24 protein-coding genes, 1 tRNA gene and 2 pseudogenes are annotated in these 22,608 nt (G+C 35.5%); 23 read left to right on the forward strand and 4 right to left on the reverse strand.

All coding sequences use genetic code 11. The annotated features are described in order from the left end of the window. Positions 1 to 234: 234 nt before the first annotated feature. From Q0371_RS17560 to Q0371_RS17605, 10 genes and pseudogenes are all read left to right on the forward strand, one after another. On the forward strand, positions 235 to 693 hold the full coding sequence (locus Q0371_RS17560; protein ID WP_298473551.1) for a hypothetical protein: 459 nt from the start codon (positions 235 to 237) through the stop codon (positions 691 to 693). A gap of 437 nt (positions 694 to 1,130) precedes the next feature. After that, complete coding sequence (locus tag Q0371_RS17565; RefSeq protein ID WP_298473554.1) at positions 1,131 to 1,436, forward strand: hypothetical protein; 306 nt, start codon at positions 1,131 to 1,133, stop codon at positions 1,434 to 1,436. A gap of 86 nt (positions 1,437 to 1,522) precedes the next feature. Further along, a complete protein-coding gene (locus Q0371_RS17570; protein WP_298473557.1) occupies positions 1,523 to 1,714 on the forward strand; it encodes a hypothetical protein in 192 nt (63 codons plus the stop codon). A gap of 696 nt (positions 1,715 to 2,410) precedes the next feature. Further along, positions 2,411 to 4,393 (forward strand): LXG domain-containing protein, encoded by a 1,983-nt coding sequence (locus Q0371_RS17575; RefSeq protein WP_298473560.1) that lies wholly within the window; start codon positions 2,411 to 2,413, stop codon positions 4,391 to 4,393. A gap of 6 nt (positions 4,394 to 4,399) precedes the next feature. Continuing rightward, entirely contained in the window at positions 4,400 to 4,651 is a 252-nt protein-coding gene (locus tag Q0371_RS17580) for a hypothetical protein (protein WP_298473563.1), read from the forward strand. A 535-nt stretch (positions 4,652 to 5,186) separates the two neighbouring features. Beyond that, the gene (locus Q0371_RS17585; RefSeq protein ID WP_298473618.1) at positions 5,187 to 6,764 is read left to right on the forward strand and encodes a T7SS effector LXG polymorphic toxin; all 1,578 of its coding nucleotides are present in this window, start codon (positions 5,187 to 5,189) and stop codon (positions 6,762 to 6,764) included. Positions 6,765 to 6,767: 3 nt separating this feature from the next. Further along, complete coding sequence (locus tag Q0371_RS17590) at positions 6,768 to 7,247, forward strand: DUF2247 family protein (protein ID WP_298473566.1); 480 nt, start codon at positions 6,768 to 6,770, stop codon at positions 7,245 to 7,247. Between the two features lie 312 nt (positions 7,248 to 7,559). Then, a pseudogene (locus tag Q0371_RS19255) lies at positions 7,560 to 7,873 on the forward strand (polymorphic toxin type 50 domain-containing protein); the annotation flags it as partial. Between the two features lie 14 nt (positions 7,874 to 7,887). Next, positions 7,888 to 8,202: a hypothetical protein gene (locus tag Q0371_RS17600; protein ID WP_298473571.1), complete on the forward strand. Its 315-nt coding sequence runs from the start codon at positions 7,888 to 7,890 to the stop codon at positions 8,200 to 8,202. Between the two features lie 454 nt (positions 8,203 to 8,656). Continuing rightward, the gene (locus Q0371_RS17605) at positions 8,657 to 8,785 is read left to right on the forward strand and encodes a RusA family crossover junction endodeoxyribonuclease (RefSeq protein WP_298473621.1); all 129 of its coding nucleotides are present in this window, start codon (positions 8,657 to 8,659) and stop codon (positions 8,783 to 8,785) included. 148 nt (positions 8,786 to 8,933) lie between these two features. Here the strand turns inward: Q0371_RS17605 and Q0371_RS17610 are convergent, their stop codons facing one another. Then, positions 8,934 to 9,374, reverse strand: coding sequence for a YkvA family protein (locus tag Q0371_RS17610; RefSeq protein WP_298473574.1), 441 nt, complete (start codon positions 9,372 to 9,374; stop codon positions 8,934 to 8,936). 172 nt (positions 9,375 to 9,546) lie between these two features. Here Q0371_RS17610 and Q0371_RS17615 point away from each other — a divergent pair, with 172 nt between their 5' ends. The 8 genes and pseudogenes from Q0371_RS17615 to Q0371_RS17650 form a co-directional block, all read left to right on the forward strand. Next, positions 9,547 to 9,747, forward strand: coding sequence for an XtrA/YqaO family protein (locus tag Q0371_RS17615; protein WP_298473577.1), 201 nt, complete (start codon positions 9,547 to 9,549; stop codon positions 9,745 to 9,747). A 1-nt stretch (position 9,748) separates the two neighbouring features. Then, positions 9,749 to 10,333, forward strand: a complete 585-nt coding sequence (locus Q0371_RS17620) for a hypothetical protein (protein WP_298473580.1) — start codon at positions 9,749 to 9,751, stop codon at positions 10,331 to 10,333. A gap of 117 nt (positions 10,334 to 10,450) precedes the next feature. Then, on the forward strand, positions 10,451 to 11,386 hold the full coding sequence (locus tag Q0371_RS17625) for an HNH endonuclease (protein ID WP_298473583.1): 936 nt from the start codon (positions 10,451 to 10,453) through the stop codon (positions 11,384 to 11,386). Positions 11,387 to 11,608: 222 nt separating this feature from the next. Further along, positions 11,609 to 12,778: a putative phage abortive infection protein gene (locus tag Q0371_RS17630; RefSeq protein ID WP_298473586.1), complete on the forward strand. Its 1,170-nt coding sequence runs from the start codon at positions 11,609 to 11,611 to the stop codon at positions 12,776 to 12,778. Positions 12,779 to 12,985: 207 nt separating this feature from the next. Beyond that, entirely contained in the window at positions 12,986 to 13,450 is a 465-nt protein-coding gene (locus Q0371_RS17635; protein WP_298473589.1) for a sigma-70 family RNA polymerase sigma factor, read from the forward strand. A 93-nt stretch (positions 13,451 to 13,543) separates the two neighbouring features. Further along, a complete protein-coding gene (locus Q0371_RS17640) occupies positions 13,544 to 13,903 on the forward strand; it encodes a YjcQ family protein (protein ID WP_298473592.1) in 360 nt (119 codons plus the stop codon). Between the two features lie 227 nt (positions 13,904 to 14,130). After that, positions 14,131 to 14,877 carry a terminase small subunit gene (locus Q0371_RS17645; RefSeq protein WP_298473595.1) on the forward strand — a complete coding sequence of 249 codons (747 nt, stop codon included), beginning with the start codon at positions 14,131 to 14,133 and terminating at the stop codon, positions 14,875 to 14,877. Beyond that, positions 14,874 to 15,562 (forward strand): annotated as a pseudogene (locus Q0371_RS17650) (PBSX family phage terminase large subunit); the annotation flags it as partial. The gene Q0371_RS17645 and the pseudogene Q0371_RS17650, both read left to right, overlap by 4 nt. A 184-nt stretch (positions 15,563 to 15,746) precedes the next feature. Here Q0371_RS17650 and Q0371_RS17655 read toward each other — a convergent pair. Then, positions 15,747 to 15,819 (reverse strand) — tRNA-Val (locus tag Q0371_RS17655). A 166-nt stretch (positions 15,820 to 15,985) separates the two neighbouring features. On the opposite strand from Q0371_RS17655, the gene Q0371_RS17660 reads away from it, so the two are divergent. Further along, on the forward strand, positions 15,986 to 17,047 hold the full coding sequence (locus tag Q0371_RS17660) for a nitric oxide synthase oxygenase (protein WP_298473598.1): 1,062 nt from the start codon (positions 15,986 to 15,988) through the stop codon (positions 17,045 to 17,047). 208 nt (positions 17,048 to 17,255) lie between these two features. Here Q0371_RS17660 and Q0371_RS17665 read toward each other — a convergent pair whose 3' ends face one another. Then, the gene (locus tag Q0371_RS17665) at positions 17,256 to 17,600 is read right to left on the reverse strand and encodes a hypothetical protein (protein WP_298473601.1); all 345 of its coding nucleotides are present in this window, start codon (positions 17,598 to 17,600) and stop codon (positions 17,256 to 17,258) included. A 46-nt stretch (positions 17,601 to 17,646) separates the two neighbouring features. Next, positions 17,647 to 18,843, reverse strand: coding sequence for an MFS transporter (locus Q0371_RS17670; RefSeq protein WP_366518623.1), 1,197 nt, complete (start codon positions 18,841 to 18,843; stop codon positions 17,647 to 17,649). Between the two features lie 283 nt (positions 18,844 to 19,126). Here Q0371_RS17670 and Q0371_RS17675 point away from each other — a divergent pair, with 283 nt between their 5' ends. From Q0371_RS17675 to Q0371_RS17690, 4 genes are read left to right on the forward strand one after another with little or no spacing between them, the layout of a single operon-like run. Beyond that, complete coding sequence (locus tag Q0371_RS17675; RefSeq protein ID WP_298473607.1) at positions 19,127 to 19,921, forward strand: ABC transporter ATP-binding protein; 795 nt, start codon at positions 19,127 to 19,129, stop codon at positions 19,919 to 19,921. Then, positions 19,914 to 21,551, forward strand: coding sequence for a hypothetical protein (locus Q0371_RS17680; RefSeq protein ID WP_298473610.1), 1,638 nt, complete (start codon positions 19,914 to 19,916; stop codon positions 21,549 to 21,551). The genes Q0371_RS17675 and Q0371_RS17680 overlap by 8 nt, the downstream gene beginning before the upstream one ends. Further along, positions 21,544 to 22,113: a nucleotidyltransferase family protein gene (locus Q0371_RS17685; protein WP_169361166.1), complete on the forward strand. Its 570-nt coding sequence runs from the start codon at positions 21,544 to 21,546 to the stop codon at positions 22,111 to 22,113. Before Q0371_RS17680 ends, Q0371_RS17685 begins: the two co-directional genes overlap by 8 nt. 25 nt (positions 22,114 to 22,138) lie before the next feature. Continuing rightward, the gene (locus tag Q0371_RS17690) at positions 22,139 to 22,492 is read left to right on the forward strand and encodes a hypothetical protein (RefSeq protein ID WP_169361165.1); all 354 of its coding nucleotides are present in this window, start codon (positions 22,139 to 22,141) and stop codon (positions 22,490 to 22,492) included. Positions 22,493 to 22,608: the final 116 nt, after the last annotated feature.

Consider the following 22,608-nt stretch of genomic DNA (forward strand, 5'->3'; position numbering starts at 1 on the left):
TGTCCAACTTACCGCTAGTCTAACAAGGCTATTACAAAGTCCAACTCTGTAATTATTTATAATAATATAACGGGCATTATTATTTGCTACTTTATTTTTATACTACCATATAATCCTTCTACTCAAATTAATATAATATATTTTACTTTGCTAATTCCTGTGGGGATTTTTGAATATTATAGAGAACTTAAAAAGCAAGAATAACATCATTCGTTAATAGGGGGCCACTGTTTTATGATAACATTGGATAATTATTCGAAGTGGGAGTCGTACATTATAATCGAGCATAACAATTATTCAATCATCGAAGATCAGGATAGACATAGAGAAAGACAGGGTGTAGGAGGGGTAAGTGAGGATGGTCAGGTGGTTGGTATATATGCAGAAAATGAAGAGTTAAATTTTTTCTATAATAATCATTCATTTTTGACTCGTCCTGACAACATAGTCTGTAAAAATGAATATGTTTCTAGTTTAGAAAGATGTTTTAATGTAACTATAGAAGGTAAAGAGATTTGTAACATAATTTATAAACCTTATATTGATCCAGGTATGATTTATTATGATGCTGATCCAGAAGAATTTGATGTTTTGTTATACTTGAGTAGACTGATGAAGGATAAAGAGTCTTTAAAAGAATTTATGAATGGAATGAAATTAATTAAAGACCGAAAGAATCCTACAAATAATTAGGCTATACGGTGCAATTAAGAAGAGATATTTACTTACAGGGTTATACAAATATTAGTGGACTTAAGCTAATGATAGAAGAGAAACACCATCTTAATACTAAGTGGTACTTGAGTGGCGATTGAAAAATACGTCAACAAGACTTGGGAGATGGGAGAATAGGTATTTGGGTTTCTATTCAAAAATTCAATGTTTGTTTTACGATGATAATGTATGATTTTATTGAATGGTGCTAGGTATTGGATATAGATTTAGAGTTTGATTTAACTTGGAAAAATCATAGAGGGTATTCATAATATAAAATCAAACCTATTTTTCTAATGAGATTCCATTCTATTGGAGAGATATGATAGTATTGCATCAAAGTAAACACAGAAGTGCCTAGAAGGATTTTCTCTCTATTTTGACGAATTGTGGAGGGAAGAGGGAGGGGTTTTTAAATGTTTGATTATATTCTTAGTGTAAAAAATGATAAAGAGTGGGAAATTATTTCAAGTATTCAAACTAACTTATTTGATATGAAAGACCATTGTTTTGTGATTAATGATAATGAAAAAAACATATTGTTAGATTATAAAAATAAGCCTCTTCGTTTAACTACATTAATTACAGATACACAAAACCAGGAAGTTTACGGTTATGACGTAAAGGAATTCGCTGTTTGGACTATAACTGCTAATAGGGTTTACTGTTTGAATCCTAATACAAACTACAAAGAATTTAGATTACCACTTAATGAAAATTAATATCAAAAACTGCACATCCATGTGGATGTGTTTTTATTTATATAAAAAGGATACACAAAAAATGTATCCAGAAATGAGGAAATAAAATGAATGATATTTTTGTTAAATCACTTTATGAGTCTATCATTAAAGAAAATCTTGAAATATACAAAGACTTGTATGAAACTACGAATGTTACTTCTAAAACAGATGATTATTGGAAAAAAGCTATTGGTTTTTACGATAGTTTAAATGACGAAAATAAAGTTACATTAATGAAGATAATTGAACAAACTTGATGGAAGTTCGACTTTAAAAGATTGTTCGTTAGAACCTAAATTACTTCTCGATTCAATTGACACAGAAGGAGAACTGCAAGATTCGTTTTTAGAATTCATAGAAGAAAGAGATAGTACCATCTAATTGTTTTTTTATTTGTATATCGCAACCCAATAGGGAACCATTTGTTAACTGAGCTATTGAGCCAATTAAAAATTAATTATGCGGACAAAAGAGTAAACAGGTGGTCAGTATTACTCGTTGGATAAAACAGGTTGCTACAGTACGGTAATAACTAATGGTTAAAGATGGCTTATTGCTTAAATACTTAGAATGGGCTTCCTAAAAGTATACTCTCTATGTGTATAACAATATATATTCATTAGACCCGACGTCTTAAGTAGAAAGTACCCTCAATCAAAGACAATTTAGTAATGATAATAGTAATAAAATATTATATTCACCACTAGCTATTTAACTGTTATTTTTATTCGTCAGTAGGAAAAGAATATCAGAAGGTTTTATACATACTAATACGTAAGGTTTATTTTAAAGGTTATTGTAGTTAATCTCTTTACCTCTTCGCGTGAAAATGGAATATTATAACTATTGATAGTTTGCTAGAGGGGGAGAAGAATGTTCACCTATGGGGCATTATTGTATACTAAAGGTTATAGTGAAATGAGTTTTTCTAAACATGTGATGAGGACAATCCTATGAAGGTATTGGATGTAGATTTATTACAAGATGGGCTTCAGCGAAACATTACAATGTTAGAAAGATTAAATACTGAAATACAAACAATCCAACGAGGAGTCGAAGGACTAGTTCAGATGGAGGAACAATTAAAAGGAGAAGGAGGAGGTGCCATTCGCTCCTTTTATGAGGAATGTCATTTGCCATTTCTTCAGTTTTTTCAATTGTTTTCCTACGATGCTCAACAAGTGCTTTATCAAATTGGCAAAGCTCTTAACTCTCTCGAACCAGACCTATCAGGTTACATATTAGAAGAGTTTTTAGAGGGCGAACTGGAGCAGGGATTGACACTTATTGGCCAACTTACCGCTAGTCTAACAGACGAAACAAATAGTATCATGGATCAGGTGAGTGACATTGTAGCACTGCCCCATCTAGATGATAGTGCAGTGCAGGAGGGGGTTATTAGTTCTAAGAGAAAACGCGATGATACCCTCTCGCAGCTGTATGAATTTGATGCAACACAGACGACTGCTTTAAACGCCATGGAACAGGATATTCGGACAATGGAAACATGGCTCTCTGATATAGAAGGAATGTTTAAAAGTGGGCTAACGGATGTTCATTTCCAAGCAGATAACTGGGGAGCATTGGCTGCTAAAAATAAGTTGAAGACAGAATTGGCATCTCGTACATCTCCTGTTGCTGTACTTTCTTCCATAGTGAATAGAGAAAATCAGTTGACGACTATGCTGGAAGCATTTATAGCTGGTAACGGTCCTATACGATTTGGCTATGGTGGTTTGATTGAGATACACAATCCTTTTGTGGGTACAGATATGCTTGTCTTATCCTGTGCAAGACCCGAGAGCGGTGGGATTGAACAAGAAAAAATAAATATCCATAAGAACAGCAATATTTTTCAAGACTTCTATGATCTAGGAATAGGTGCGTTAAAATCTGTAGCAACATTAAACCCATTCGATGATAAGTCATTCGGTGAAGCTATGCTAGAAAGAGCGAATGATGTAGGTCAAAGACAGACGGATGATTTTGTCGAGGTACAGCGATTTACCCATCGGACATCTAATACATCTCTTTTAGGTTTACCTTCAGAATTGCACAAGGCTGGAACAGGAGATGAGCATTTATTTTATACTACACGGGAGTTTGGTGAAGGCGGAGGTACTGACCTCATAGCTGATATGCTGGGCTATGGAGTCCCTGGGCTTGGTGCTGTTAAAGCTATTAGAGGTACATCTTTAGGAGCAAAAGGACTAACAACCGGTATCTCTGCACGCAATTTAGGGCAATTTGCCAAAGAGGGTGCATCGATTGGTGGTATTATGTCCATCGGAGAAATTGGAGGTCGGGAGTTACTAAATCCAGAAGACACTAACTGGAAGCAAAATGCTTTAGATTTAGGTCTAAATATTGGTGCAGGTGCTACATTGGATCCCTTATTATCAATGGCAGTACCTATAGCTAAGTCTGTACAAAAGATGGTAAATGAGAAATCAATTGTAGCAGCTGGTAATCCACCATCGATAAATGGTGGAGGAATGCCTAAGGGTACGGGTAATTCTATACAATATGCTGAAACTGGTGGAAGAAATATATCCCCAGAGCAGTTCTTTAAGGAAGAAGCTATTGCAGAAGAAATGTATGAAAAATTTAGAAATATAGGAACAGAAGATGTGAATGCAATTGCTAAAAATACAGGCTTTTCTGTTGCTAGAATACAAAAGATTAAAGATCATGTTTTTAATAATTCTCATATAAAGGATCATGGAGTTGGAAGATTTGATCCGGACTACGAACTAGCTCAAGCATGGCAAAGATTGATAGATGGGAAACAAGTAGATTCTGATATACAATTATTACATCACGAGATTTTCGAGTCAAAATTTGAGGGTATATTCCAGACTAATTATAGAACAGCTCATGAAAAAACTATAGAATCTGGAAGACCATGGAATTGGGAGAAAAACTTTGAGGAGTGAAGATTTATGGCAGTTTTTGTTTTAATGTTGAAGGAATTTGAGGATGAAGAGAGGGTGGTTTATCAATATGGACCGAATGAAGATTTAATGGGACGAATTGAATATGATAAAATAAATGGAGTTATCAACCAACTAGCGCAAATTGATTCACAAGAGTTCGCTGATGAATTCTTCTTTAAGAGAGCAGGAAGACGACTTTCAAGAATGATTATTAAAGAAAATCAAAATTTTGTTGATCGAACAACTATTGAATCTTAATTGCCCGCCTGCTTATGATTTTATAAATTTTTATTAGATATAGGTATTTAAGAGATATAGCACAATATAAGGACCTTGATTGGCTAAATGCCTCTCAAGGTTTTTTACTTTAATTTATATTAAAACAGTTGATAATTGAGTGAGATAATAAGAAAATGTTTTGCTTGAGAATCGAGAGCTCATGATGGTAGTACCCTCATGGAGTTTGGTTTAATTCTCGGATAGAGTGACAAGTACGATAAATAGGTGAGATGACATTTTACAAGGCAGGGGTAGTTATTATATGGAGTGGGTATGTAACGGGAGGGTGAAAAGTTGAACGTTGTTGGGTATATATGAGTCTCAACTTAAGGGCAGGCAAGAGATGGATATAGCTTGAAATATCAAGAAAAGGAAATTAAAGCATAATGTAAGGAACAAGGCTTAAACTTGATACATATTTTTAGAGATGAAGGAATTAGTGGCGCAAAACTAAATAAATGAATGAACTTATAATAACTCCTAATAAGGGAGTAGGTCCAAAGAAGCGACGCTTATTGGCCAACTTACCGCTAGTCTAACTGATGAAGCAAATAGTATCATGGATCAGGTGAGTGACATTGTAGCACTGCCCCATCTAGATGATAGTGCAGTGCAGGAGGGGGTTATTAGTTCTAAGAGAAAACGCGATGATACCCTCTCGCAGCTGTATGAATTTGATGCAACACAGACGACTGCTTTAAACGCCATGGAACAGGATATTCGGACAATGGAAACATGGCTCTCTGATATAGAAGGAATGTTTAAAAGTGGGCTAACGGATGTTCATTTCCAAGCAGATAACTGGGGAGCATTGGCTGCTAAAAATAAGTTGAAGACAGAATTGGCATCTCGTACATCTCCTGTTGCTGTACTTTCTTCCATAGTGAATAGAGAAAATCAGTTGACGACTATGCTGGAAGCATTTATAGCTGGTAACGGTCCTATACGATTTGGCTATGGTGGTTTGATTGAGATACACAATCCTTTTGTGGGTACAGATATGCTTGTCTTATCCTGTGCAAGACCCGAGAGCGGTGGGATTGAACAAGAAAAAATAAATATCCATAAGAACAGCAATATTTTTCAAGACTTCTATGATCTAGGAATAGGTGCGTTAAAATCTGTAGCAACATTAAACCCATTCGATGATAAGTCATTCGGTGAAGCTATGCTAGAAAGAGCGAATGATGTAGGTCAAAGACAGACGGATGATTTTGTCGAGGTACAGCGATTTACCCATCGGACATCTAATACATCTCTTTTAGGTTTACCTTCAGAATTGCACAAGGCTGGAACAGGAGATGAGCATTTATTTTATACTACACGGGAGTTTGGTGAAGGCGGAGGTACTGACCTCATAGCTGATATGCTGGGCTATGGAGTCCCTGGGCTTGGTGCTGTTAAAGCTATTAGAGGTACATCTTTAGGAGCAAAAGGACTAACAACCGGTATCTCTGCACGCAATTTAGGGCAATTTGCCAAAGAGGGTGCATCGATTGGTGGTATTATGTCCATCGGAGAAATTGGAGGTCGGGAGTTACTAAATCCAGAAGACACTAACTGGAAGCAAAATGCTTTAGATTTAGGTCTTAATATTGGAGCAGGTGCTACATTGGATCCCTTATTATCAATGGCAGTACCTATTGCTAAGTCTGTAAAGAAGATGGTAAGTGACGGATCTATTGTAGAAGCAGGTAATACACCGTTGAAAAATGGTGAAGGAATGCCTAAGGGTACGGTTTTACTTAAGCATCCAATTTTAGATAGTCCACGAGTAGGTAGTGCACTAAAAGATGATTTTTATCATAACTTCAATGATATAATTGATAATTATGCAAAGGATGCTCAAAGATTTGATTTGCCAAATAAAAAAGGACATATGGATTCACTGTATCAGATAGAAGGTTCAGTGGTTAAGTATGAATCGAAGTATGTAAAGGTTAAGAATAATGCCCCTGAACTATTACAGACGAAAGAAACAAAAGATGGAGTGTTTGAATGGGTGGTAGATCCTACAGCTAACACAGTAACCCATAGAACATTTATACCTGGTGGCAAAGTTACAGGAAAAATAAATCAGTGGGGGAAATAGTAAATGTATAAAATTGAATTAGTTGAGAAATATGGATTTGACTGTAATTGGAAGACTTTGTTTATTGGTAGACAGTTTAAATTAATATCTTCCTTAGAAGTAACAAATTACGCTATTGAATATCTAAAAAATAATCCTCACGTAAATAATGAGTTCATCCTTGAATTAGCATGGGAACAAGTAGAAGATAAAGTAGATGATATACTTGACAGAATAATCGCTGACAGTTCTTCGGAAGACATGACTAAAGAGTATCATAAGTGGTTATACAGCATTATAAGAGAGGTATATAATAATTCTTCAGATGAAAATATCTTTGAAGAAATTGAAAATATTTTTTCAATGTTTGATACTCCCCCAAATATGTATGACTTTTTTAGAGAAGTATCGAATGCATTTTATTATCCAGCTGATTCAAAACTAACAATTAAAGAACTTGTTGAGGATTTTTTGGAAGCAGAGAAGCGACTAATATTCAAATAACTAGAGTGTTTAAAGAGAACGATGTACTAAAATGCCATCGTTCTTTTTTAAGTAGAGCTCGACACTCAAGAAAGACGAGTCTCTTAAATAAAGAGTTACAAACAAAAGGTCTACAGCTTGAAACCATGCCAGGAATTTATACAGTTACTTCAATTGGTAACGTTCATGGGTTCCCTAACTCTGACAAACTAGCATTATATGCAGAAAGTTGGCCTATTAGAATGTGGTCGAGGTGGTAAAGAGTCATCGAAGAAAACAAAACCGTAATAGAAAGCTATATGATATTTTTTGAAACTTAGCCGTCAAACAAGTGAAGTTAATAGATTCTCTCTTAAAGTAAAGACAGGCGCTCATGAAAAGCATATTCTTAATACGCCAAATTTCAAAAAAGAAATAGCAAATGGAAAAAACAAAAGTATTTTCAATTGCAGGATAAGTTTGCAGGGAAAGGTCAACTACTGCCAAACGGTAAAAAAGAAAGAGTAGACTTTGGTAAAACTATTGGGAAGTACTATGATCGAAATATCGGTGAATATCTTGAGACTACTAATGGATTGATACATTATGGCAAAGATGGAGCTCATATAGTAACTAAGTTTAAACCATGGGGAAATTTTCTCATATAGTGTGGAGGATGAATATGGATACTGTAAATAAAATGAGAGTTATATTAAATAAAAGGAAGAAATTAAATATAAATGATGACTATGGGATACAAAGTAGTTGGGATGAAATAGTACAAGTTCTCGGAGAGAACGAGGAAAATACTTTAAACTATTTAGATAATTGTAGTGCTGAAGATTTGTATTGGATAAGTGAAGTTTTTGAGGATATAGCAGAAATAATACAAAGTAAAGAACTAATTAATTGCCTAAGAAATTTAGATGAAAAATTTCCGGAATTAGAGATGACAAATGATATAGATATAGCAGAAAGTTTTATAGAAAATCCTTAAAAGCATCTCTTTCAGAGGTGCTTTTTTCTTACTAAAATTTTCAACTTGTAAAATAGATATTTATTCGTGTCTAAAAACCATTAGAGAAGAAAAAGTACCTGGATAGTTTGGTAAAGATGCTGATGAACCAGCACCAAAAATAAACGATGTAGTGATTGATATAGAAGCAGAGCGTAGGAGAGAGGATGTTAACATGAACTATATCAGCTTTGAGAAACTAGGTGAACCAATAGCACAAGGAATACCAAGGTCAGGGAAATTATGGGCAGGTAAAAGGTCCCCTATGATTCTGATAAGTCTAGGGACTTTAAACAATACATAAAATTGGTATATGGTCAATACACTTCAAAAGAACTTATAACAGGACCGATTGATTTAGCTATAGATATTTTTATAGGGCAACTCCTAAAAAGTATCAGACATAGTCAAAACAGGCTCTCATAGAACAAGATGAATTAAGGTTACCAATAAGCCAGATGTAGATAATTATGTTAAGGGTGTTGAGGACGGTTTGAACAAGACTATATGGCAGGATGATAGCCAAGTAGTGAAATTAACAGTTCAGAAATTTTATAGCATGTAGCCGGGGGTGGTAGTGATGGTGGCTTTTTGACAGTGGGATACTATAGACAAAATACAAAACAAGAAGTATAGAAAATATGGTTAGTAGAAGTTCTTATTGATTATTAATCTATAAAAATAAAAAAGCCTGAATTCACAGGCTCATAAATTTAGTCTTCAGTATTTTCTTTACCTTCATCATTTTGTCGCTTTTTTTCAATATCTTTATCTATCGAGCTAACATCCTCTAAAGCATTTTCTCCAAACCAATCTACAATTTTATCTTTTGCTAGTTGTTTTGTTTCGGAGTCTATATAAGCAGCTACAATTAATAAAGCTACAAGTAGAGCGCTTAAATCGTCAGTATATCCGATGACTGGCGTAAAGTCCGGTATGAGGTCTATTGGAAGAATGAAATATCCTAAGGCGCCAAAGATAGTAGTTTTAGCTTTTAACGGAGTTGTTGGTTTTTTGGCTGTGTAAAAGAGTAGTAATGTGGCATAAGTAACTTTAACCCCAGCTTTTTTTCCGTACTTTAGAACCTTTTTCCAAAAACCATCTTCCGAAAAGTGTTTTGAATAATCTTCCTCTACGTTAGTAATAGTAATCACCTATTTTCGATTATTTGTTATTTATTTAGTATTAATTGTTTTATTCGACAAAATGTTTGGAAATTCCTTTTTAATTATGCACAGCACCTAGATAAGCGCTCCTAAACATAAAAATAAGACAAGATTCCTCCTGTCTCTCACAAGAAAATTATAACACATTGGAGGGAACTTGTTGAGCATGGAAAATTTAGAAATAGATACTAGAACAATGCAACTAACTGTCGATATAATGGATATACCTACCAGTTGTGTGATTGTAATCTGTGACGGAAAAGCAAAACTCAGAGAGCTTCCAACGCATGGGGAATATAAGATTGTTACGCATCAAGGAAAAGTTAAGAGGATGCGTAGGGAAGAGGGAGAAGAGTTTTGAATTGATAATATTAATTATTTATATTATTTTAGATACGTTTATTGTAAGTTTTATTTTAAATGGATCTCTATTAGATAGAATCATTTTGCATTTTTGCTTTCAACAAATGATTAGTGGATTGAGTCTACTCTCTTCATCTCTTATAATAGGTTCCATAATTGCACTAACACAAGCAAACGGTTTACTGGAGAGATATTTTAAATATTTACTAGATATAGCTGTAGGTGATATTTCACAAGTCGGAGGTAATATTATATTACAATTAATATTTTCCATTTGTGCTTTGGCTTTAATAATTTATTCATTATTTTTCTATCTTTTTGAAAAACACTTACTGAGAATAGGTATTATTAGCTTAAATAACTTGAGAATAATTCGTTCAATCTCAGCAGGAGATCATCTAAATAACATATATACTATTGCAATCTTTTGGTTAGGTTTTATTCCATTAGCAGCAGAGGTTTTAGGGAATAGTCAATATAAAATCCAACCCAATATATTCCTACTTGCAACTATAGCAATAAGTATTCCTTATACTCATCTAAATATTGTAAAACGATTCTCTCGAATTAGTATATCAAATTAGTTTCATAAAGTTTAGGATAGAGTGATTGGGTATATAGCGCCATTAATAGTTAGAGATATCGGATTGTTCAGCATCAAAGAAAAGTCTAATGGATGCTTAGGAAGTGGGGGAAGAGTTTTGAGCGAAATAGTTAAATGTATTTTTTGTTTAATGGAGAGAAAAGGTACAGTAGAACACATATTCCCGGACTCTTTAGGAGGACTTTTAACAATTGATGAAGTTTGTAAAAGTTGTAATGATCAATTAGGAAGTAAGGTAGATCAGGCATTGGTTAACCATGAGTTGATGCAGTTAGCTAGATTTACAAAAAAGATTAAAGGAAAAACGGGGAAAATTCCAAATCCCATAGGTGTTGGAAGATTAAAGGATGGAGGGGATATAGTTCATAATAGAGTTAATAAAAATGGGGATCCAGATTCTTTATATATCGTACCTAGACAGGTCGAAGAAGATGATGGTAAAACATTAAAGTTCAGTGTCGATGTGACTGATAAGAAAAAATTGCCCCAAATGGTTAATAAGGCTTTATTAAGAAGAGGGAAGCAGGCCATGTCTGAAGAGGAGATTTTCAGTAAAATCCAGAATGGAATAGTTGACCAACCCGAAATTACAATAGAAATGTCATTTGATCTTATTTTATATAAGAAAGCCCTAGCAAAAATTATTTATGAAATGACTTTTTTTTGGTTAGGAGAAAAATATTTAATAGATCCAATAGGTGGGGAATTACGTCAGTACCTATTAAGCGACAAGATTAAAGTAGATACCCTTATTGGGGGGGCAGATCTTGTGGACGTTTCAGACAAAAATGGAATGGCGGCTATGTTTGGCGATAAAGATACTCATTTTTCCATTCTAGTTATCGACGGAAATAAAATAATTTGTTATGTGAACGTATTTAATCAATTTGAGGCCAAACTATTGGTGAGTGAAAATGCTCAAGAGTATGAAATACTTGAATCAATGTATTTTGAAAACAATACAAAAAAGAAGTGTATGGGGAATTCTACCTTAACACAAGAGATTATTAGAAGAAGCCAAATAATAAAGTAGTTACTATATTTTTACTTCCTTTAAATATTTATGTTCACCCAGCCAACCGGAGGACAATATTAGATTACAGCAACTGCTGTGTAATCTATTTTTCCTAAGAGAATTGGTAATTATATTATTGATATAGATTTAATATGGCTGTATTTGTTTAAGAAATAATAGTACTACTATAAATACTAGATTGTGGCATCAAGAAATGCTGACCGTACTGGAGGAAAAGGTTTGAGTTCAGAGGACGAGGAAATTAAAAAGGTATCATGGTATAAAAAAACTGAAAATTGGTGGATAGTTGTTGGATTTATTATTGCAGGAGTAGCGATAAGTCTACCTTTTGCTATTATGTGCTTAGCGGGATTAGGTTATAAAATGAGTAGCTTTCAAGATTTAGGTGTTGTAGGTGATTTCTTCGGTGGGACTACTGTGGGGTTACTATCTTTCGCTAGTATAATTCTTGTTACGGCTGCAATGATTATGCAAAAACAAGAACTTGAAATCCAACGTAACGAAGTTACTAAAACTCGTGAAGAGTATGAAATAACTAATAAAACAATGAAAAGACAACAATTTGAAAGTACCTTTTTTAATATGATTAATCTCCACCAAACTATATTATCTAATCTAAAAAGAAATGAAATTGTAGGGAGAGAATTAATTGCGGTCCTTTTCGCTGAATTTAAAGAAAAGGCTATTATTGATTACAGAGAATTCAAGTTTCTTAAATATTTATCAGATAAAGAAATTACACAAATTTTTAACAGGATTTATCCGATAGTGGAGAAAGAAAAATTAAATGAAGAATTAGACAAAATATTTAAACAAGGAGATTTAACTACGGTTCAATATGTACATCTACAAGAAAGTATTGAAGACAGAGAAGAAGGCTTGTTGGAGTATTATCCTTCTTTACTAAAGATACTGGAAAAACATCCTGATATTGTTAGTCAAATTCAAGGGATAGAAATCTCATTAAGACATGAAATAATGAAATTTCCACAACATTATTTTTTAAATAGTGATGTTTATAAGTTAAACGATAAGTACGTTATTGAAGATATTTTAAAATGGGAAAAAATAAAAAAGAATTCCTATGAAACCTTCTATAAAAAATATGAATATATATTTGGCCATTATTATAGAAATTTGTACAGGATTGTTAAGTATGTTAATGAATCAGATTTGCTTGATGATTTGGCAAAGAAGGAATTTAGAGGAATTTTAAGAGCCCAACTATCTTCCTACGAAATAATGATGCTATTTTATAATGTTATGTATTCAGAGAAGGGTAAGAAGTTTAAAGAACAGTTATTAGAAAAGAATTTTTTTGATGATCATTTATTACTGGAGGAACTTGTTTGGAATGACGAGGTAAAATATATAGAAGAGATTAAATAACTAATCCGCCCAGCCCACTGGAGGACAACATTTGATGACAGCATATGCTGCCTGTTAGACAAGAGATAGATAAAAAGAATACTAGAGACAATCAAACAGAATAAAGAACGTTTTTCTCGTAGGGAAATTGAAGATTTAATGGGGTGTAATAGAGCGATTTATGTAAAAAGAGGCGGAACAATACGACAACGATAGAGGAGTGGGATTATGAACGAACAAAATAACTTAGATATTGGATACATGGTAGGTAATTATCGATTCTGGAAGAAAGAGATTGAGAGACTAGAGAAAGTTTTATTCGGGTTCTCAGTTGCTATGAGTTCCTGGGGAGTAGCACAGTATGGAATAGATGCTGCAATGCCTAAAGGTTCCTCAATCCGAAGTGCAAAAGAGTTGAAGAAGATGGATGTAAGAGAGAAGAGCCAGCTGATGAGACTAGAACGAATCCGAAGCTATGTGTACGCATTAGAGAAAGCTTTGGATCTAATAGAGGATGAGCAACTAAAGACCATCTATGACTGCCTATTGGAAGGAATGACTCACAGACAGATTGCAGCTCATTTATCAGCCTCAAAGGATTATGTACGATATAAGAAACAAGAGGTTTTTAGCCAGATTAGCCAAAATAGCCAGAGTCGTACACTTTTGACATTACAAAAATCAGTCGTGTAAACTGGAAGGAGGGTCGGCTAGGTAGGTCCCCTGGTAGGAAAATAATTTTCGTTAACCATCTTACGATGCTTGTAAGAGGAGTTTTCACTTTCTATGACGAATATTATCATTGGGGGTGATGTCATGGCGAATGATACAAAGGATATTATATTAGCGATATTAAAGTATCTAGAAGATTCATTAGATGAAGAAAGAATAGACTTTAATAAAGTGAATCATAAAGCACTAGGAATTTCTGAGCCAAGGCATAGTCGAATCTTGGGAATGATGTTAGAAGAAGGCTATATAGATGGCTTGAAGAAATTTAGTGTTATGGGTGCTACTTATAGTACCTACAAAGCATTAGAGCCTCGAATAACTCTAAGAGGAATTGATTATTTAGAAGAGAATAAACCTTCTGCAAAAGTTTATGCAATTTTAAAAGAAATAAAAGAATGGATACCAGGTTTATAGAATAATTTTAGCACCTCTAATATGGAGGTGTTTATTTATTTTATAAAAGCAAATAGCATAAAGAGGTGATTGAAAATTTAATAGATCTCGGAGGTGGTGTTATGTTAGGTGGCTGAGAAATATGAGCTAGCAGAAAAAGATTATATAGCTGGCATGAAGTATAAAAAGATTGCAGAAAAATATGACGTATCCATTAATACCGTGAAGTCTTGGAAAACTAGACATAAATGTCTAAGGATGCAGTTGAAAAAGGTATGCACACAAAATCAAAAAGGGTGCATACAAAAAAGGAGAGTAAAGAGTCTGTTGTTGAGTCGGATGAACTGACTGAAAAACAACGACTTTTTTGTATTTACTACATTAAGTATTTCAATGCTACAAAGGCTTATCAAAAGGCTTATAAGTGCGCTTATACTACAGCAATGACAAATGGCCATGGGTTACTTAGAAATACTAAGATATCCAATGAAATAGACAGAATGAAGTCTGAACAAGCAAATGAGCTCAAGTTAGATGCTAGAGACATCATCCAGAAATACATTGATATAGCTTTTGCGGATATAACAGACTTTGTTTCATTCAGCTCTGAAACACTTGTAGCTAAGGGTGAGCTAGGAAGAAATATGAAGGACGATGAAGGCAACAACATTACTTACAACGTTAATCATGTGGATTTCAAAAACTCAGAAGATGTTGATGGAACTATAATATCTGAAGTTAAAAAAGGTAAAGATGGCGTGAGTGTGAAGCTTGTAGACAAAATGAAAGCTTTGGAGATGCTGTCTAAGTACACTGATTTACTAAATGATAACCAATTAAAGCAACTGCGAATTGAAAAAGCGAAAGCAGAAATTAACAAACACGAAAAAGGCGATGGGTCTACAGGGCAAGAAAGCGAAATTGCCAAGATGTTACGTAAGATGGCTGGTGATGAATACTGGCTGAACTTACACCGAAGCAACAAGAAGTTATGAATAGTTTCATTCATGAAAAACCTAAAATCTTATTAGCTAGTGGAGCAAAAAGGGTAGGTAAAACATTTGTATTTATACTGCTTTTTCTTATGCACATTGCTAAATACGAAAACCAAGGCCTATCTTTCATTATTGGTGGAGCTACCCAAGCAAGTATTAGACGGAATATCTTAAACGATATGGAAGTCATCTTAGGTAAAGACTTGAGGCTTAATAAAGCGAATGCGATTACTGTATTCGGAAACAAGTTATATTGCTTCGATGGTGCTAATGCAGACGCTTGGAAAAAAGCGCGTGGATTTACAGCAGCTGGTGCTTTATTAAACGAGGGAACTGCTTTACATGATTCATTTGTAAAAGAGGTTATTTCTCGTTGTTCCTACAAGGGAGCTAGAGTATTGATTGATACTAACCCTGAGAATCCAGCTCACTCAGTTAAAACAAATTACATCGACAAAGATGGACAAGTTCTGGATAACGGTAGATTGAACATCAGAGCCTTTCATTTTGCATTGTTTGATAACATCTTTCTGGATCCCGAGTATGTTGAAAGTATTATCGCATCGACTCCAAGCGGGATGTTCACAGACAGGGATATACATGGTCAAAATGGGTATCTGCAAAAGGGGTTATCTATAAGGACTTCAACAAGGATATCCACTATATAAGCAAAGAAGAATTCGAGAAGGTCAATATAGTTTCATAGTTTGCATAATGATTTAGCAGATATTTTTGAAAAAGCACTGGAAAAAAAGCTGTGACCAATCCGTGACCATTTGCAGAAATACGAGGTTTTGTACAAATAGTTTCTAAAATAGAAAAAGCCCGCAAACGTTGCTTTATCAACGTTTGCAAGCCTACTAAACTGATGGTCCCGACTGGTCTCGAACCAGCGACCCCCACCTTGTCGAGGTGGTGCTCTCCCAACTGAGCTACAAGACCGAGTTTTGAAGTTAATCTGATTTTATCATATTCCAGAGTTGGTAGTATATAGTTTTTTCTTTTAATCCTAACTGGGGTGTCATAAATTCCTCACATCTGCCACTACTGAGGTACTTGTTTGGGGCTGCTCCCTTCCACTAAGATGGAAGAGATAATGGGAGGGGCTATGATCATGTTAACTGAAGCTCAGGAGTTTATAAGACTATACTACATAGAGACAGGTAAAGAGGAACGTGAGATGGTTGCTCGCCTGGAAGAAATAGAAGATGAAATTAATCGCTGTGGCACATATGTACATACATCAGAGGAGCTGGAGTTCGGTGCTAAAGTTGCTTGGCGTAATAACAATAAATGCATTGGTCGTTTATTTTGGCAAAGCCTGACTGTTTTCGATAAGCGGGATTTATGTAAAGAAGAAGACATTTTCGAGGCATTGCTTGACCATATCGAGTACGCAACGAACGCCGGTCGAATCAGACCGACGATTACCATTTTTTCTTCATCAGATGTTCGTGTTTGGAATCACCAACTCATACGTTATGCTGGCTATGAAACTCAGGGGGGAGTCATTGGAGATTCAGATTCCCTTGCTTTCACGAAAGTTTGCGAAGGGCTTGGCTGGAAAGGGGAGGGGACAAACTTTGATGTGCTCCCCCTTGTCATTCAAGTGAATAATCAACCCCCAAAGATCTTTAACATTCCGGATTCGTATATTTTAGAGGTTCCTTTCCGGCATCCAGAAATGGATTGGTTTCAAGACCTACACTTAAAATGGTATGCCGTTCCGATGATTTCTAGTATGAAGCTAGAAGTAGGAGGCATAACGTACGGAGCTGCTCCATTTAACGGCTGGTATATGGGAACAGAAATAGGTGCACGCAATCTTGCGGATGATTATCGTTATAATATGCTGCCTACCATTGCTGAGCAAATGGGCTTGAACACGAAGTCAAATGCTTCTCTTTGGAAGGACCGCGCATTGGTCGAACTGAATACTGCTGTTTTATATTCCTTTAAGGAGGATGGGGTGAGTATCGTGGATCATCATACGGCAGCTCATCAATTTAAAAAGTTTGAGGAAATAGAACGAGATGCAGGCAGAGACGTCACTGGGAACTGGGCTTGGCTCATCCCACCGATGTCACCTGCAACAACTCATATCTTTCAAAAGCCTTATAACAATGAAAAGGTAACGCCAAACTATTCCTACCAGCCAAACCCATATTAATAGCTAGTTAAATTAGAAGAGACCATCCATTTTCAATGCGGATGGTCTTTCTTTATGAATAAAAGTATAGAAATGAAAAACTTAAAAAAGTTTTAACCATTAAAAATCCAGAATAAGTTATCTATTTAAACTTTATAATTATGATAAGTAGTCGGAAGAAAATGGTCCACAATGAGGGTGTGGAAGATGGTTGGCCCCCAGTATATAATCACCTTTTTCTAAAGTAATCAATTATGCTAGCAGTGATAGTAAGGATAAAATATGTCACACTATACATAAATGAAATGTTGTACGGGATGAAAAATACGAAATAACAGAGAATGATCATTAAGAACGTATTGTATATTAAAATAGCATTTCCGGTGCTTATCGTCTGGATATTCCATTTAAATAGATTATAAATTATGGTACCAGCCATGATAGCAATCGTGAGTACTGGGGTCCAGGTGGGATATTCATATGGCATTAGTAACATAGTTATTGCTAGAATGACCGTTACTACTAAATAATGCTTGACTCTTTCTTTATAAGTCAGTTCTTGAAATCTGTTCATATCCTTCCCCTGTCCCATTGTTTTTCTTATCCTGCCATGCTTTTCATTAACCCTCTGATACAAACCGATCTCTTCCAGCATGCATTCCAGCAAAGAAAAGCAGAATAACTGTCAAGATGAATAATAATATTGGAGTATCCCAGCTTCCAGTCGTATCGTGAACAAACCCAAAGAATACTGGTCCGACTGCAGCAAGTAGATAGCCGATAGATTGCGCGACACCAGATAAGTCTGCAGCCTCCATCGGTGTTCTTGATCGAAGAGAGAAGAACATCATTACTAATCCAAATGAAGCCCCACCGCCTAATCCTAGGAATACCATCCACAGTATTGCTAGAGAAAGACTACCGTACAACAACCCAATAAACCCAATCAAATAACAAATTGAAAATACTGCGACTAGTATTCTTTGTTCCTTCATCCGTCCTGCAAGGATTGGTATAAGAAAGGTCATTGGAAGCTGTGAAAATTGCATGGTGGATAGCATCCAACCTGATTTCCCAGCCTCCATCCCTTGCGTCTGTAATATTTCCGGGATCCATGCAGCCGTTGTATAAAAGATAAGGGATTGGAATCCCATACATAAAGTAATAGTCCATGTTAAAGGGGATTTCAAGATAGATTTGGCTTTTATAGGGTTGGTATTGGGAACATCAAGGACAATCTGCAGCCTCTGTTTAATTTGAGGTACCCAAACAAGACAGGCGATGATAGCTAAAATAGACCAGATACCTAATGCTCCCTGCCAACCAAGGAATGTTCCTTCTGCAATGGGATAACTAATGCCTGCTCCAATGCCAGCAGAGAGATTCATAGAAACGGTGAAAATACCTGTAAGTAATCCAAGGTGTAAAGGGAACTTAAGCTTGATGAAGCTAGGGATTAACACATTACCAAACGCAATTGCGATTCCGATTAAAGCAGTGCCAAACAATAGGAAGAAGGGAGTCCCGGTGGACCGAATGGCAATTCCGAACGCCAACAGTAAAATAGCAAGAAATAAAGTCATTTCCATTCCAAAACGGCGTGCTACTCTAGGTGCAAATGGAGATAAAACAGCAAAGGCAAGTAATGGAATCGTTGTGATAAAACCAGCCAACACATTAGAGATATCAAGCCCATCCCTAATGTAGGATATAATTGGCCCCACTGCGGTAAGTGGTGCTCGCAATGTAGAGGAGATGAATATAATCCCTATGATTAATAAGGCGATTGATTTTTTATTGGTTTCGGAAGTAGGCAACAAAGCAATTTCTCTCCTCACAGCTTTTTAGACATTGATATTAGAAAATCCTACACACTTTATCTGAAAAGTACAACAGTTATTCAAAACTAAAAAAGATGGTCATCAATTATGAATAATAATATGCTACAATTTAATTGTAAATATTTTGAATAATTACATTCTATTATACTAGTGGGTTGGATAGATGCAAGTTAGTTAAACGTTTGAAAAGGTAATCATGGAAGACATCCAGCCAATAGCACCAATCAATTACATGTCTATAAAATACAGGGGGAATTAAATGAAAGCGCAAAAAATTTTATCCTTAGTAAATGTTTCGAAGCAGTTCGGGCACAAAACAGTGCTTAGCGGGGTGAATTTAGATGTCTATGAGGGTCAGATCATCGGGTATATCGGACCGAACGGAGCAGGTAAAAGTACAACTGTAAAACTAATCCTAGGCTTGATTGATGGTTACTCCGGAATGATTGAGATCTTTGGTGAAAATATTAAAAGAAATAATTATACATATAAAAAGAGAATAGGATATGTACCCGAAACGGCAGAGCTTTATGAAAATCTCACGGCTTATGAATATCTAGTTTTTACTGGTGAAATGTATGGGCTAACAACCAAGGAGGCAGAAGTGAAGGCTTTTACGCTAATGAAGGAATTCGGCCTAGAGGCTGCTTTCCATCAAAGGCTGTCCTCTTTTTCCAAGGGAATGAAACAAAAGGTATTAATCATTTCTAGCCTGCTACACGATCCTGACTTATTATTTTATGATGAGCCACTTAGTGGACTGGATGCGAACAGTGTGATGGTCATAAAAGAGATACTTGCAAAGCTTGCAGCACAAGGGAAAACCATATTTTACTCATCTCATATTATGGACGTCGTTGAGAAAATCAGTAATCGGATTGTACTTTTAGTAAACGGGGAGGTAGTGGCGGACGGAAGCTTTGAAGAGCTTAAGCAACAAAGTCAAGAGGGCTCTTTGGAGGGAATATTTAATCAGCTGACTGGCTTTAACGAGCATGAAGAGATTGCAGAACGTTTTGTGCAAACGGTTAGTGGGGGAAACTTACATGAATGATTTTGCTTCGCTTAGAGTGCTGGACCGTTTTCGAAAGATATTTTTAAAGTTTGATATTGATTATGACATCATGAGGAGAATTTTACAGCTTAAGCTGACAATGGATAGCCGGAGGTTGCCTCCTATATTTAATGGCTCAAAAGAAAAAAAGGATGGTAACCAATTTACGAAGTCCTTATGGGTTTATGGTCTTTTTGGACTTCTTCTGTTAACTCCTTTTCTTTTTTTAGGAAATAACTTTCTTTTTTCTCTCACCATCATGTTCAGTTCTATGTTTGTAATACTTATGACGTCCATGATCTCAGACTTTTCAGCTGTATTGCTTGATATTCGAGACAAAAATATACTTCAGCCAAAGCCTATTAGCAATCGTACGATCAATGCAGCCAAAATAATGCACATTTTGATTTATATTTTTCTATTGACTGGTTCCTTCGTGATTATCCCGTTAATCGTAAGCATCTTTAAGTTTGGCCCCTTATTTTCCCTTTTGTTTTTAGTGGAAATAGGGATGATTAGCGGTTTGACCGTTATTTTCACCGCCTTTATATACCTTTTCGTTCTTCGCTTTTTTAGTGGGGAATTTTTGAAGGACGTCATTAATTATGTGCAAATTTTCTTGGCAATAGGGATGGCTGTCAGCTACCAGTTAGTAGGACGCATTTTTGATATTGTCAATCTGGATATCGATTACAGCTTTGCCTGGTGGCATTTATTCCTTCCGCCGTTTTGGTATGCAGCCCCTTTTGAGTTGATTTTTAATAATAATTATTCCTTATATATCATTCTTTTTACTATACTTGCACTAATCATTCCAATAATAGCTGTTTTGCTATATGTACGACTAATGCCTACGTTTGAAAACTACTTGTCTAAGCTGCAAAGTGATTCGAATAGAAAAAAGAAAAAAGCTCGAAGACTGACCTCGTTTTGGTCCAGTATTTTGTGTAGCACAAAGGAAGAAAGAGCTTTTTATAAATTTTCCTCAATGATGCTGAAGGAGGAAAGGGAATTAAAGCTGAAAGTATACCCAATGCTGGGATTTGCAGTTATCTTTCCATTTATCATGCTTTTCAATAATTTAAGAATGAGCAGCTATGAGGAATTGGCTAATGGAAATTCTTTTATGATCATTTACTTTTCACTTATTTTTGTTCCTTCAGTAGTTCTCTTGCTGGAGTATTCTAATTTTTATAAGGCGCACTGGGTATTTTACGTTGCACCTATGCGTAGTAGAGGACTAGTATATAGTGCCACCTTGAAGGCAACCATCATTAATTATTTTTTGCCTATATTAATACCCTTAAGCCTGATTTTTCTTTGGATCTTTACCTTCCGCATATGGCTGGATCTAGTAATAGTTTTATTAGTGGCAGTGATTCTAACTATTGTTTCTTATTGGATGTTCATAAAAGATCCTTTTCCTTTTTCCAATGAACCGAAGCAAGCGCAGGAAAGTTCTATGATTAAAGTGTTTGGTTCAATGTTTTTAGTTGGGGTTATGGCTTTCATTCATAAGATTATTGGTATAGTTAATCTCGAATGGTTATACATTTTGGTGCTCATCATTAGTATTTTTATAGGCTGGAAGCTCACATTCTTTCGGAGTAAGGGGGAAGCCAATGCTTAAGAGGGATATTCGTACGGAGCAAGAGATAATAGCCCTAATAGAAGATGACAAATGGATGATGGATTTACTGAGAGTCGCAGAGCAACTAAATCTTCCCGATTGGTGGATTTGCGCTGGTTTTGTTCGGTCAAAAATATGGGATACTCTCCATGGTTACGATATTCGTACCCCCTTAGCAGATATTGACGTTATCTATTTTGACCCAAAATGCTTGGATGAGGCAGAGGAGAAAAGATTTGAACAGCAGTTAATGGCCTGGATGCCAGGTATCCCTTGGTCTGTGAAAAACCAGGCGAGGATGCATACGGTAAACAATCAACCACCGTATCAATCAGCAGAGGACGGGATAGCAAATTTCCCGGAAACTGTTACAGCATTAGGAGTTAAGCTAGGAGCTAATGGTTTAATATTAACGGCACCTCATGGTATCGGAGACGTAATTCAAATGCGCGTCCGTCCGGTACCTCGATTTGAAGCGAGCAACGAGCTCAAAGCTGTTTATAAAAAGCGTATGGAGAGTAAGAATTGGAAAGTTAAGTGGCCAATGGTTACTGTAAAATAAGATGATTTTAAAGAAGGAGTATTTTATGCCCAAAAGAACCTGGTTTTTACTGTCTTTGTCGATACTTACATTTGTTATAGTTGTCATTATCCTAAAGCCGAGTGAAACTGATTATGCTAAGTGGATGGAAAGTTCCTATCAAGTACACTGCCTCGATTATAATTGCGATACTTTCCAACTCGATGTAAAAGAAGGAGAAGAACCAGTTATGATGCAAACTATTAGTGGCAATTATTCGCCAGGCATATTTATGAGGAAAATAAATCGAGATTATAGAAACTTAGATGACTCTTCATATGTTTTAGACATTGAAGTAGAAGGATTTTTGGGCAAATTCAAGCTTAAAAATGAAGAAATTAAGAACGTGCTAAGAAAGTAAAAAAGACCTCAATTTATCTTAAAACTGACTAGATAGAAGAAATACTAGTTGTTTGGAGTGTAGGCGGCGACTCCTAGGGGAACAGCACGAGGGAGAGACTACAGGCTCGATCCGTG

The sequence above is a fragment of the uncultured Psychrobacillus sp. genome, from assembly GCF_938022135.1.
Taxonomy (GTDB): domain Bacteria; phylum Bacillota; class Bacilli; order Bacillales_A; family Planococcaceae; genus Psychrobacillus.